We start from the raw sequence: 12,857 nt of genomic DNA on the forward strand, positions 1-12,857 counted from the left end.
CGTGGCCGCTGGCGGGGAGCCCCCACCCCCTACCCCCTCCCCAAGGGGAGGGGGGACACAGCGCCGAGCCTTCCCAAGGCCCACTGCGCCGCCTCTGCGACGACCGGATCGGGGTCCCTCGCCAATGCCTCCACCCGTGGGATCAGCCCGGCGTCACCGCTGTTCCCCGCCGCATAGAGGCAGTTGCGGATGAACCTGTCCCGCCCGATCCGCTTGATCGGCGAGCCCGCGAACAGCGCCCGGAACCCCGCATCGTCCAATGCCAGCAATTCGCCGAGACGCGGGGCGACCAGCTCGGCGCGGGGGAGGAACTCGGCGATCGCCTGCGCGGCGGAGGCAAACTTGTTCCAGGGGCACACCGCGAGGCAATCGTCGCAGCCGTAGATGCGGTTGCCGAGCGCCGCGCGCAGCTCCTCCGGCACCGGGCCGTTGTGTTCGATGGTGAGGTAGGAGATGCAGCGCCGCGCATCCAGCCGATAGGGCACGGGGAAGGCGTCGGTGGGGCAGGCATCGAGGCACGCGCGGCAGCTCCCGCACTGGTCGCGGTGCGGCTCTGCCGGGGCGAGGTCGAGCGTGGTGTAGATCGCGCCCAGAAACAGCCAGCTTCCGTGGGTGGGGCTGACGAGATTGGTGTGCTTGCCCTGCCACCCGATCCCCGCCGCCTCGCCCAAGGGTTTTTCCATCACCGGCGCGGTGTCGACGAAGACCTTGACCTCGGCCCCCGGCACCTCGGCGACCAGCCAGCGGGCGAGGGCCTTCAGGCGCTTCTTGACGACATCGTGGTAGTCCCGCCCTTGCGCATAGACCGAGATGCGCGCGTGTTCGTCCGAGCCTTCCAGCGCCAGCGGGTCGTGGGCGGGCGCATAGCTCATGCCGAGTGCGATGACGCTCCTCGCCTCGGGCCAGAGTCCCTGGGGAGACCGGCGGTGCGCGCGCCGCGTCTCCATCCATTCCATCGTCCCGTGGTGCCCCTCGCCGAGCCACTGGTCGAGCCGGTCCGATCGCAGCGGGTCCTCGGCGGCGCTGGCGAACCCGCACGTCGCGAAGCCGAAGGCGAGCGCCCGCTCGCGCACTCTATCGGCAAGACTTGCGGCAGCGTTAACCATATCCGGAGAGGCTCCCGTTTAATCCTGCCCGCTAACCGCGTATGCCATGGATATGGCGGTAAGCGATCGGATGCAGGCGGGCAATCACGCGGGAGGCTATAGCGCCATCCCGGCGGACGGGCGGCCGCTGGCGATAGAGGCACGCGGGCTGGTCAAGAGCTTCGACGGCACGCGCGCGGTTGACGGGGTGGACATCTCCGTCCCCGAGGGCGCGATCTACGGCATTCTCGGCCCGAACGGCGCGGGGAAGACCACGACCTTGCGGATGGTGCTCGGCATCATCGACCCGGACGAAGGCGTGCGCCGGGTCTTCGGGCATGACCGCCCGCACGATATCGGCCGGCTGATCGGCTACCTCCCCGAGGAGCGCGGGCTCTACCCGGCGATGAGATGTATCGAGGCGATCGCCTTCATGGGCGCGCTGCGGGGGCTGCCGCTGAAGGAGGGCCGCAAGCGTGCGGTCGAGCTGCTCGAGCGCCACGGCCTTGCCCATGCGGCGGACCGCCAGATCCGCCAGCTTTCCAAGGGCATGGCGCAGACCGTCCAGCTGCTCGGCACGCTGGTCCACAAGCCCCGGCTGGTGGTGCTCGACGAGCCCTTCTCGGGCCTCGACGCGATCAACCAGGGCAAGCTCGAGATGATGATCCGCGCGCTCGCCGACGACGGGGTGACGGTGATCTTCTCGACCCACGTCATTCACCATGCCGAGCGGCTGTGCGAGGGCGTGGCGATCATCGCCGGGGGGAAGGTGCCCTATGCGGGCTCTGTCGAGGCGGCGCGCGACCGGATCCCGGCGCAGGTGCGTCTCGAGACCCGCGCGCGCGAGGGCGCATGGCTCGCCGCGCTGCCCAAGGAGACCCGCCGCAACGGCGACTTCTTCCACTTCCCGCTGCCCGCGACCGGGATCGAGCCGCTGCTGAAAGGCCTGATCGAGGGCGAGGCGGGCATCCTCTCGCTCTCCATCGAGCGCGCCGGGCTGCACGATGCCTTCGTCGCCATCGCCGGCGAGGCCGCTGCCCGCCAGCTTCAGGCCGACGCCGAAGGAGCCCGCGCATGACCGATCTGCCCGCCCGCCCGCGCTTGTCGGCGATGGAAGCCGCCTGGGTCGTCGCCCGGCGTGATTTCGTCGCGGTGCTGTTCAGCCGCGCCTTCATCTTCTTCCTGCTGGGGCCGCTCTTCCCGGTGCTGATCGGCGGGCTTGCCGGAGGCATCGGCGGGGCGGTGCAGCGCGACACGGTGAGCGTGGAGGTCGGCCTCGCGATGGCGCCGGCGGACAACGCGAAGCTGCGCGCCGCCGCCGACCGGCTCGCTCCGCAGCTGGGCAGCGCCTTGCCGGTGCTGCGCGACGTGCCTGAGGCGGCGGGCGATCCCGCCTTCGACGCGCGCGCCTTCATGGAGGCGCGGCGCGGGAATTACGCGGCGATCCTCACCGGCTCGCTCGCCCGGCCGGTGCTGGTCGGCACCGATGGGCAGGTCGCGCGCTGGCAGGGGCCGGTCGCCCTCCTCGCCGGCCACGCGACCGAGGCTGAGCCGACCGCCTTCCCCGATGTTGCCGCCGAGCTCGTCGCCACCAGCGCAGCATCGGAAAAGGCCAGCCGGGTTCAGACCGCGCAGGCCGCGCAGCTGCTGCTGTTCCTCCTGACGATGCTCCTCGCGGGCATGGTGCTTTCGAACCTCGTCGAGGAGAAGGCGAACAAGATCATCGAGATCCTTGCCGCCGCGATCCTGATGGACGCGGTGTTCATGGGCAAGCTCTTCGCGATGCTCGCCGTCTCCTTCGTCGGCATCGCGGTGTGGGGGCTTGCGGGCTTCGGCCTGTGGTCGGTGGGCGCAGGCGCGATCACGCAGGTGACCGGTTTCGACCCGGCGAACCTTCCCGCCCCCGCCGTCGGCTGGCCGCTGTTCCTGGCGCTGGGCGTCATCTATTTCGCGATGGCCTACCTGCTGCTCGGGGCGATGTACCTGACGATCGGCTCGATGGCCGCCTCGGTGCGCGAGGTGCAGACCCTGTCGATGCCGGCGACCATGCTGCAACTAATGGTCTTCTTCCTTGCCGCCTACACCATCAAGCAGCCCGGATCGACGCTGGAGCTGGCCGCGATCGCCTTCCCGCTGTCCTCGCCCTTCGCGATGCTCGCGCGGGCGGCGATGGAGCCCGAGCTGTGGACCCACGCCGTGGCGCTCGCCTGGCAGGCGGTGGCGGTGTTGGGGATCGTCAAGGGCGGCTCGCTGCTGTTCCGCAAGCGCGTCATGAAATCGGGCGGGGCGGGGCGCGACAAGGGACGCAAGGGCGCCAGCCTTGCCGCCTAGGACGCTGCCCAGATCAGTCCCGCATTGCAACGGAATTGTTGACATGGGCGGCAGTTGAGGCAGACTGCGACTCATAGCGGAGCGGCCCTGTTCCAGAGGCTGCCCGACGGGAGACAGACATGGCCACCATCGCCCCGCCGACCCCGGTGCAACGTCCGCAGGTTCGCCGCGAACCTTCCGCCTACGAAGCGCTGAAGGCGCACCTCGCCGCCCATCCGGAGGAGCGGCTCCAGCATTCCCACCCGTGGGACGTGAGCCGGTCCGACATCTATTTCGAGGACCGCTGGCAGCCGGTCTTTGCCGAGATGCGCAAGGCCGGGCAGCTGCACTGGATTCCGGAAAGCCCCTTCGGCCCCTATTGGGCGGTGGTCGGCCACAAGGCGATCCAGCACATCGAGGCCCTGCCCGAGACCTTTTCATCGAGCTGGGAATATGGCGGCATCACGATCCTCAACCGGCTGACCGAGGAGGAGCTTGCCGCCGCGGGCGTCGACCGCCGCGAGCTGCCGATGTTCATCGCCATGGACCGCCCGCAGCACACCGGCCAGCGCCGCACCGTCGCGCCGAAGTTCACGCCTTCCGCGATTGCCGACATGGAGGCGGAGATCCGGCAGCGGACGGGCGAGCTGCTCGATTCCCTGCCGCGCGGCAAGGTGTTCGACTGGGTTGACACCGTCTCGATCGAGCTGACCACCGGGATGCTCGCGATCCTCTTCGGCTTCCCCTGGGAAGACCGCCGCCTGCTGACCTTCTGGTCCGACTGGTCGGGCGACACCGAGCTCGCCACCGTGCGCGAGCTCGACGAGGTGCGCTGGGGCATCCTTCAGGAAATGGCGGCCTATTTCCAGTCGCTGTGGATCGAGCGGACGATGGACAAGGAGCCGGGCAGCGACCTGATCTCCATGATGATCCATTCCGAAGCCATGAACCAGATGCGGCCAGAGGAATTCATGGGCAACCTGATCCTGCTGATCGTCGGCGGGAACGACACCACCCGCAACACCATGAGCGGGATCATCCACGGCCTCGACAAGTTCCCCGAGCAGCGCAAGCTGTTCGAGGAGCGGCCGGAGCTGATCCCCAACGCGGTGCAGGAATGCCTGCGGATGCAGACCCCGCTCGCACATATGCGCCGCACCGCGACCGAGGACACCGAGGTGTTCGGGCAGTCGATCAAGAAGGGCGACAAGCTGGTGCTGTGGTACATCAGCGCCAACCGCGACGAGGAGGTGTTCGACGACCCCGACAAGCTCGATATCGAGCGCGAGAACGCGCGGCGCCACCTGGCCTTCGGCTACGGCATCCACCGCTGCGTGGGCGCGCGGCTCGCCGAGATGCAGTTGAAGGTGCTGCTCGAGGAAATGCACAAGCGGCGGATGCGGGTGCACGTGGCGGGCGATGTCGAGCGGGTGCGGGCGAATTTCGTCCACGGCTTCCGCAAGCTCGAGGTCGAGATCACCTCGTTCTGAGGGGTGAAACCTGCGGGGCGGAACCGACGTATAAGGGGAGCGGGTGTCATGCCCGCCCCACGGAGTTGTCCCCCGATGCGCCTGCCCCTGCTGAACCGCCGCCGTCTCATGGCCGCCACCGCGACGATCGCTGCCGCCTTGCCCTTCGTCAGCGCCTGCGGTGCCTCGCCCGCGGAAGCGAAGAACTTTCCCAAGGGCAAGACCGATGCCGAGTGGAAGAAGCTGCTGACGCGCGATCAGTATTACGTGCTGCGCACCGCCGGGACCGAGCGCCCCTTCACCTCGCCGCTCAACAAGGAGAAGCGCAAGGGCACCTTCGTATGCGCGGGCTGCGGCAATCCGCTCTATGCCTCGGCCACCAAGTTCGACAGCGGCACCGGCTGGCCGAGCTTCTGGCAGGCGATCGACAAGGGCGCGGTCGGCACCTCGACCGATTACCTGATCGGCTATCCCCGCACGGAAGTGCATTGTGCCGATTGCGGCGGGCATCTGGGGCACATCTTCGGTGACGGGCCGGCGCCCACCGGCAAGCGCCACTGCATCAACGGCGTGGCGCTGAATTTCGTGCCCGCCTGATCAGCTGCCCTCGAGCAGGGCTGGTGCCTGGAGCCGGGCAGCCAGCCTTGCGAATTCACCGAGCGTGAAGGTGTCGTCGAACACCACCCCGTAATGCAGGTCGCGCCGCCAGCGCACCTTGGCGCGCACCTCACGGGCCTTGCCCTGCGTGTCCGGCAGGTCGAGCCGCACGGTCTGGTCGATCGCCAGCAGCCGGTCGCAGGTCAGGCGCGCGCCCTGCTGGGAGAGGTTTTCGACCTCGGCCGCGAAGACCGAGCCGAGCGTGGTGATGGTGATCGGGAAACACAGCCCCAGACGCAGGCCGCGCTTGGGGTATTCGCCCGATTCGTTGATCAGGCGGCCGACCTCGACCGGTGCGACGAAGCTGAAGCCCGCCTCGTTGTCGCGGCGCCAGACGGGGTTGATCTCGTAGGCCGCGCCGGCGGGCATATGCAGCGCGAAGGACGGGCACGAAGGCAGGGTGTGGAACAGCCGGACGCTCACGCCGGTTTCGGACACATCGCGGATAACGCAGACAAATTCACCCTGTGCGGACACCAGCTTGGCCGCGCGGATCAGCAGGGTGAAGCGCGGGGCAGCGCGCTGTTCGGCGCCCGGCGGCATGGGTGTCGGTTCCGGCGGCGCCGGGTGCGTTGCAGGTTCCATAGGTCCGTGTCCCAACCCGACAGCCCCTGGTCCTGGCACTGGCGGGACGCGTGCCCGGGACGCTTTTGCCCCGGCCTTGTCGCAAAGAGCCTTAGATGTGAGGCGTTAAGGGGGAGATAATGCCGCAACCCCGTTCGCCGCCTAGGCGGCTGACCTGCGGCCCTGGCGGCGATGGTACGGGCGGCGGGACTCGAACCCGCACGAGCAAAGCTCAGGGGATTTTAAGTCCCCGGCGTCTACCATTCCGCCACGCCCGCGCTTCGGGCGCCTTGCCACAGGTGACCGCCGCAAGGCCAGCGCCGAGAACGCGGCGCTTGCCAGCTCGGGTGCGAGGCCCCATCTGCCATTGCGGGAACTTCCCAAGGCAGCAGGGCGGACATGGCGGGCGACACTTCCAGCGCACATTCGGTGGTCGCGACCATCCAGCCGGCGATTACCCTGCTCGGCCTCGGCATCGGGGCCGCGCTTGCGAGCCGCGCGCTGCGCCTCAACCCGATCGTCGGCTATCTCGGCCTCGGGCTCGGCATCGCCAGCCTGGGCTTCGCGGACGATTTCAGCGGACCGCTGGTCGCCGCGATGGCCGAGGCGGGGGTGATGTTCCTGCTGTTCAACCTGGGGCTGCACTTCTCGCTCGGCCGGATCCGGGCCGAGGCGGGCAACATCTTCGGCTTCGGATCCTTGCAGATGATCGTCGCCGGGGGCGCGTTTGCGGCGCTGTTCTGGGCGGTCGGCCTGCCGCCCGCCTTCGCGGTGATCGCGGGCTTCGGCATGGGCCTGTCCTCGACCGCGGTGGTGATCGGCCTCGTGCGCGAGCGGGGGCAGGAGGATTGCCCGGTGGGCCGCGCCGCGCAGTCGATCCTGATCTTCCAGGATATCGCCGCGATCCTCCTGCTGGTCGCGGCGGGCGCGCTGGCGAGCGGGGGCGACCTTCTGCCGCAGCTCGGGCTTGCCGGGGGCAAGGCGCTCGCCGCCTTCGCCGTCGCGGTGCTGTTCGCGCGATACCTTACCGAACCGCTGTTCGGCCTGATCGCCCGTGCCGGGACCACCGAGGTCTATACCGCAACCGCGCTGTTCATCGCGCTTGCCGCCGGGTGGGCGACAGGGCTCGCAGGCCTGTCGCTGACGCTCGGCGCCTTCCTCGGCGGGATGGCGGTTGCGGATTCGCGCTACCGCATCCTCGTCCAGACCGAAATTGACGCCTTTCGCGGGCTGTTCCTCAGCTTCTTCTTCATCTCGGTCGGGCTGTCGATCGATCCGGCGCTGCTGGTGCGGGACTGGATGATGGTCGCCGGGGTCACGATCGGGCTGATCGTGCTGAAGTGCGCCTTCAACGTCGCGGCGGGGTTGCTCAACCGCTGGTCGGTGCCGGGGTCGATCCAGCTCGGCTTCCTGCTCGGACAGGGGAGCGAGTTCACCCTGGTGCTGCTCGCGCTGCCCGCCGTGGCGGGCCTTGCCGAGCCGCGCCTCGTCTCGGCGATGGTCACCGCCATCGCAATCAGCCTCGCGGTGACGCCGGTCGTCTCCAATCTCGGGCGCAAGCTCGCCGGGCGGCTGCGGCGCGGTCCGGCCGACATGAAGCTGGCGGGCGACGATGCGCCGGTGCTGATCATCGGCATGACGCCGGTGGGCCGCGCGCTCGCTGATGCGCTCGAATACAACGAGGTCGGCTACCTCGCGCTCGAGGCGGATCACGACCGTTTCCAGATGGCGCTCGCCGACGGCTATGCCGTGCACCGCGCAAACCCCGGCGACCCGCGCAGTTGGGACGCGATCGGGATCGACCGGCGGCAGGTGCTGGTGATCGCGACCGGCGACACCGGGGTCTCGCGCGAGCTCACCCCGCTTGCCGAGCAGCGGATGCCGGGCGTGCCCCGGATCATCGCCGTCGAGGGTGCCGATGCGATCGAGGAGATGGGGGCGCTCGGCCTCGTGCCGGTCGACCTCGCGACGAGCGGCGGGGCGGAGCGCCTGATCGAACTGGTCTTCACCGCCATAGGCGTGGAACGCGAACTGCCGATGCCGAACCTCGCGCATGACGATATGCCGCGCGCGGCTTAGCTTGTTTGCGAACCCGCCTCTGTGGGCGGACGTTCGGCCTTGCGACCCGTCCATTGGCGGGCCGGATCGGCACGATCATCAATGAAAGGCGCTGGTTCCGGTCGCGCAAGCGACCGCGAGCGCACGCGCGCGAGCCGCAGGCGATCAGGCCCGCAGGGCCTGAGACTCGCCGAGGACGTGCCCGCGGATGCGGGCACGCAAACTTACTTATTCAAGCGCTCGCGGATTTCCTTGCCGGCCTTGAAGTAAGGCACGCGCTTGCCGGGGACGTCGACCGTCTCGCCGGTGCGCGGGTTGCGGCCGCTGCGCGCCTCGCGCTCCCTGGTCGAGAAGGCGCCGAAGCCGCGCAGTTCGACACGCCCGCCTTCGGCAAGGCGCTGCGCGATCTCGTCGAAGAAGATGTCGACGACCTGCTCGATCTCGTCGGCGCGCAGTTCGGGATTGTCCTTGTGCAGTTCCTGCAACAACTCGGATCTGATCATGGCGATCTCCGGGCGCAGCTACGGGCGGTTTGCGCCACCCCCCACTGCGCCGTCATGCGGGTTACCCCGTCGTTTCTGTCTCTGCCTCCGACCCGAGAGGCTGCCCCTTTAATCGCAGCGCGGGCGCGTATGCAATCCCGCTGGCAGCGATCTGTCCCTCAGTGTCACAAACTGCAACGCGGCGCAATGTGCATTGATGTCAGGTATCTGAGGATCAAGTGGCGAGCGCGAGATCGGCCGGATCGAGGCCGAGGCGCGTCATGCGGCTGCGGATTTCGGGCCATTCCTCGCGCAGGAAGGTCTCGCGCTCGGCGGCGCGCAGGCGTTCCGCCGCGCCGCGCACCACGTACATCCCGACGCCGCGCTGCACCTCGACCAGCCCGTCGTTCTGGAACTGCTGGTAGGCCTTGGCGACGGTCAGCGGGTTCGCCCCCTGCTCCGCCGCGAGCGCCCGCACCGAGGGCAGCATCGCGCCTTCGGCATAGACCCCGTCGATGATCGCCGCGGCGATCTGGTCGCGCAGCTTGAGGTAGACGGGGCGGTTGGGGTTCATGGGGTGCATCAGTGCCATAATACAGCCATGCGGTCAATTCTTGTCTGCTGCACGCCATCCGGCGTGCAGCTGTGGCTCGCGCGCTCGCGCTCGCGGCCCGTCCGGTAGCGGCCGGGGGTAGGTACCGTTCTGTTACGCCCGCACGCAACAAAAGCTTCACATGCGCGCCGGAGGCTCTAGGGTGCCCCCCATTGCGGCGGTGTGGTGAGGCCCGCCTTCCAACCATTCGATGGGGATCGAATCCAATGAAAGACATTTCGCTGTGGGCGGAGGCCGATTGGATCACGGCCATCGCATCGGTCGTGCTGGTGGTATTCCTGGCGATCGGCGCAAGGATCGCGGTCCAGAAGGACCCTGAGTTCGCCGGCCACCCCAAGGGCCTCTACATGCTGTTCTTCGCCGAGATGTGGGAGCGTTTCTCCTACTACGGCATGCGGGCGATCCTGATCTTCTACCTCACCCAGCACTGGCTGTTTTCGGACGGCAAGTCGAACCTGATCTACGGCGCCTACACCTCGCTGGTCTATATCACCCCCGTGCTCGGCGGCTATCTCGCCGACCGTTATCTCGGCCAGCGCAAGGCGGTGCTGTTCGGCGGGCTGCTGCTGGCGATCGGCCACACCCTGATGGCGGTCGAGGGCACCGGCGGGCAGAATGATCCCACGATCAACGTGTTCTGGGCCGCGCTCGCCTTCATCATCGTCGGCTCGGGCTTCTTGAAGGCCAACATCTCGGTGATGGTCGGGCAGCTCTACAACCTCACCGACGTGCGCCGCGACGGGGCCTATACGATCTTCTACATGGGCATCAACGTCGGCGCGGCGCTGGGCACCATCCTCGTCGCCTATCTCGGCCAGACGCTGGGCTGGGGCTACGGCTTCGGCCTTGCGGGGATCGGGATGCTTGTCGGCCTCATCGTCTTCGTGCTCGGCAAGCGCGTGCTGAACGGCGCGGGCGAGGCGCCGAGGCCGCTCGCCAAGGGGCTCGAATACGGGCTCTACGGTATCGGCCTTGCTGCCGTGGCGGTGATCTGGGCGCTGGTGCAGTATCAGGACGTGATCCAGACGCTGCTGGCGATTTCGGGCGTGGCGTTGCTCGGCTATGTGCTGTTCGAGAGCTTCAAGCTCGACAAGGAGCCGCGCGAGCGCATGTTCGCGATCCTGTTCCTGATCAGCCTCAACCCGCTGTTCTGGGGTCTGTTCGAACAGGCTGGCGGGTCGATGAACCTGTTCACCGACCGCTTCGTCGACCGTGCCGGGGTGCCTGCGGGGATCTTCCAGTCGATCAACCCGATCTACATCATCCTGATGGCCCCGGTGTTCGCGGGCCTGTGGCAATGGCTCGGCCGCAAGGGCAAGGAGCCCTCGGCCCCGGCCAAGTTCGGTCTGGCGCTGGCGCAGATGGGGTTTGCCAACCTCGTGTTGGTGTGGGGCGCCGAAGCCTATGGCATCGCGGCGATGACGCCGGTCATCCTGGTCTTCGCCTATTACTTCTTCGCCACCACCGCCGAGCTGTGCCTCAGCCCCGTCGGCCTGTCGGCGATGAACCGGCTTGCGCCCAAATATCTCGCCAGCCTCATCATGGGCGCGTGGTTCTACATGACCGCGGTCGGCAATTTCGTCGCAGGCAAGATCGGCGAGGCGACCGGCGGGCATGATGGCGAGCTGACCAAGCAGGGCTTGCTCGATATCTACGAACTGTTCGGCTGGATCGCGATCGGCGCGGCGGTGGCAGTGCTGCTGGTCAGCCCGGTGGTGAAGAAGTGGATGCACCTCGACACCCTGCGCGACGACAATGCCGGCGATACGCAGGAGGGCGCGGACGAGGCCTATCCCGTCAACGCCCGCCCGGCGGAGTAAACCGGGCCGGACGGATTTTTCGTCCAACGGCATGGACAAACCTCGCGATTTCGGTTCCAACCCAGGGATCGATATATCGCGAGGTTTGAATGTTCGCAGACAAGAAGGGGCGCGCCCGGGCAAGCGCGTTGGGGGCCCTGGCGAGCGCATTCGCGCTGGCTGCCTGTTCCACCACGGGCGGAGCGGGCGAGCCGGCTTCGGCTTCCGCGCGAAAGGACGGCAAGACCCTTGCCGCGACCCTGGCGGGCGAGCCCGTCTACGCCTCGACCTACAAGCCCTTCCCGAATGTCGCGACGGCGATCAGGGGCGCGACCGTCTATGACGGGCGCGGCGGTCGGATCGACAACGGCGTGGTGTTCATGTCGGGCGGCACGATCGTCGCAGTCGGCGGGCCGGACACCTCGATCCCCGCCGACATCGCGGTGTTCGACGGCACGGGCAAGTTCGTCACTCCCGGCATCATCGACATCCACTCGCACCTCGGCGACTACCCCTCGCCCGGAGTCGATGCGCATTCCGACGGAAACGAGGCGACCGATCCGACCACGCCCGAGGTGTGGGCCGAACACTCCGTGTGGCCGCAGGACCCGGGCTTCACCCGCGCGCTTGCCAATGGCGGGATCACCAGCTTGCAGATCCTGCCCGGCTCGGCGAACCTGATGGGCGGGCGCTCGGTGACGCTCAAGAACGTGCCCGCGCGCACGATGCAGCAGATGAAGTTCCCCGGCGCGCCCTATTCGATGAAGATGGCCTGCGGGGAGAATCCCAAGCGCGTCTACGGCAGCCGCGGACGGATGCCCTCGACCCGGATGGGCAACCTCGCGGTCAACCGCGAGACATGGCTCGCCGCGATCGACTACGCCAACGATCCCAAGGCCAAGCGCGACCTCGCCAAGGAGACGCTCGCGGGCGTGCTGCGCGGCGAGATCCTGATCCAGAACCACTGCTACCGCGCCGACGAGATGGCGCTGGTGCTCGATATGGCGAAGGAAATGGGCTACAAGGTCGCCGCCTTCCACCACGCGGTCGAGGCCTACAAGATCGGCGATCTTCTCAAGGAAAACGACGTATGCTCCGCGATCTGGGCCGATTGGTACGGCTTCAAGATGGAGAGCTACGACGGCATCCAGGAAAACGCCGCCTTCCTCCAGCGCGAGGGGGCCTGCGTGGTGATTCACTCGGACGACCAGAACGATATCCAGCGCCTGAACCAGGAAGCGCGCAAGGCGCAGAAGGCGGGCCTCAGGCTCGGCATCGCCATCCCCGATGCGACGGTGATCCAGTGGATCACCTACAACGCGGCCAAGGCGATGGGCATCGCCGACAAGACCGGCAGCCTCGAGAAGGGCAAGATGGCCGACGTGGTGCTGTGGAACGGCGATCCGCTCAGCGTCTATTCGCGGCCCGAGAAGGTGTGGATCGACGGGGCGCTGATGTTCGACGCGCTGAACCCCAAGACGCGTCCGGTGAGCGACTTCGAGCTTGGCCAGCCCGGCGAAGGAGACGTGAAATGAAGCGCTTCCTCGCTTGCGCGGCTGTCGGCGCCATCGCCCTCGCCGCCGCCCCTGCCTTCGCGCAGGACGTGACCATCACCAACGCCCGGCTTGTCATCGGTGACGGTTCGGCGCCGATCGCGGGCGGCACCGTTGTCGTGCGCGGCGGGAGCGTGGTCTATGCCGGCCCGGCCGCGGGCGCGCCCGCCGGCGGCGCGGCGGTCGATGCGCGCGGCGCCAAGGGCAATGTCGAACTGCTGCGCACGCTCGGCGGCGAGCTGGGCTTGCATTCGCGCGTGGTCGAGG

General features: G+C 68.1%; 11 protein-coding genes, 1 tRNA gene and 1 pseudogene. 8 read left to right on the forward strand and 5 right to left on the reverse strand.

The genetic code is table 11. The features are described 5' to 3' along the window. Positions 1–29: 29 nt before the first annotated feature. Positions 30–1,106, reverse strand: coding sequence for a tRNA epoxyqueuosine(34) reductase QueG (gene queG, locus OPU67_RS06265; RefSeq protein ID WP_267618421.1), 1,077 nt, complete (start codon positions 1,104–1,106; stop codon positions 30–32). Between the two features lie 46 nt (positions 1,107–1,152). Between queG and OPU67_RS06270 the strand changes: the two genes are divergently transcribed. The 4 genes from OPU67_RS06270 (at position 1,153) to msrB (ending at position 5,461) form a co-directional block, all read left to right on the forward strand. Beyond that, positions 1,153–2,163: an ABC transporter ATP-binding protein gene (locus tag OPU67_RS06270; protein ID WP_420708968.1), complete on the forward strand. Its 1,011-nt coding sequence runs from the start codon at positions 1,153–1,155 to the stop codon at positions 2,161–2,163. After that, positions 2,160–3,416 carry an ABC transporter permease gene (locus tag OPU67_RS06275; protein WP_267618422.1) on the forward strand — a complete coding sequence of 419 codons (1,257 nt, stop codon included), beginning with the start codon at positions 2,160–2,162 and terminating at the stop codon, positions 3,414–3,416. Before OPU67_RS06270 ends, OPU67_RS06275 begins: the two co-directional genes overlap by 4 nt. A gap of 119 nt (positions 3,417–3,535) precedes the next feature. Beyond that, positions 3,536–4,885 (forward strand): cytochrome P450, encoded by a 1,350-nt coding sequence (locus tag OPU67_RS06280; protein WP_267618423.1) that lies wholly within the window; start codon positions 3,536–3,538, stop codon positions 4,883–4,885. 75 nt (positions 4,886–4,960) lie between these two features. Continuing rightward, the gene (gene msrB / locus OPU67_RS06285; RefSeq protein ID WP_267618424.1) at positions 4,961–5,461 is read left to right on the forward strand and encodes a peptide-methionine (R)-S-oxide reductase MsrB; all 501 of its coding nucleotides are present in this window, start codon (positions 4,961–4,963) and stop codon (positions 5,459–5,461) included. Here the strand turns inward: msrB and OPU67_RS06290 are convergent, their stop codons facing one another. Both OPU67_RS06290 and OPU67_RS06295 read right to left on the reverse strand, forming a co-directional pair. Then, on the reverse strand, positions 5,462–6,064 hold the full coding sequence (locus OPU67_RS06290) for a PilZ domain-containing protein (protein WP_267618425.1): 603 nt from the start codon (positions 6,062–6,064) through the stop codon (positions 5,462–5,464). Between the two features lie 214 nt (positions 6,065–6,278). Beyond that, positions 6,279–6,363 (reverse strand) — tRNA-Leu (locus tag OPU67_RS06295). A 121-nt stretch (positions 6,364–6,484) separates the two neighbouring features. On the opposite strand from OPU67_RS06295, the gene OPU67_RS06300 reads away from it, so the two are divergent. Then, a complete protein-coding gene (locus tag OPU67_RS06300; protein WP_267618426.1) occupies positions 6,485–8,164 on the forward strand; it encodes a cation:proton antiporter in 1,680 nt (559 codons plus the stop codon). Positions 8,165–8,367: 203 nt separating this feature from the next. Here OPU67_RS06300 and OPU67_RS06305 read toward each other — a convergent pair whose 3' ends face one another. Together OPU67_RS06305 and OPU67_RS06310 are read right to left on the reverse strand one after the other, a co-directional pair. Continuing rightward, positions 8,368–8,646 carry an integration host factor subunit beta gene (locus tag OPU67_RS06305; RefSeq protein ID WP_267618427.1) on the reverse strand — a complete coding sequence of 93 codons (279 nt, stop codon included), beginning with the start codon at positions 8,644–8,646 and terminating at the stop codon, positions 8,368–8,370. A gap of 214 nt (positions 8,647–8,860) precedes the next feature. Then, positions 8,861–9,199, reverse strand: a complete 339-nt coding sequence (locus OPU67_RS06310) for a GntR family transcriptional regulator (RefSeq protein WP_267618429.1) — start codon at positions 9,197–9,199, stop codon at positions 8,861–8,863. Positions 9,200–9,444: 245 nt separating this feature from the next. On the opposite strand from OPU67_RS06310, the gene OPU67_RS06315 reads away from it, so the two are divergent. The 3 genes and pseudogenes from OPU67_RS06315 to OPU67_RS06325 form a co-directional block, all read left to right on the forward strand. After that, complete coding sequence (locus OPU67_RS06315) at positions 9,445–11,058, forward strand: peptide MFS transporter (RefSeq protein ID WP_267618430.1); 1,614 nt, start codon at positions 9,445–9,447, stop codon at positions 11,056–11,058. 89 nt (positions 11,059–11,147) lie between these two features. Further along, positions 11,148–12,572 carry an amidohydrolase gene (locus OPU67_RS06320; RefSeq protein ID WP_267618432.1) on the forward strand — a complete coding sequence of 475 codons (1,425 nt, stop codon included), beginning with the start codon at positions 11,148–11,150 and terminating at the stop codon, positions 12,570–12,572. Beyond that, positions 12,569–12,857, forward strand: a pseudogene (locus OPU67_RS06325) (hypothetical protein); the annotation flags it as partial. The gene OPU67_RS06320 and the pseudogene OPU67_RS06325, both read left to right, overlap by 4 nt.

The sequence above is a fragment of the Erythrobacter sp. WG genome, from assembly GCF_026586795.1.
In the GTDB taxonomy this organism is placed as follows: domain Bacteria; phylum Pseudomonadota; class Alphaproteobacteria; order Sphingomonadales; family Sphingomonadaceae; genus Erythrobacter.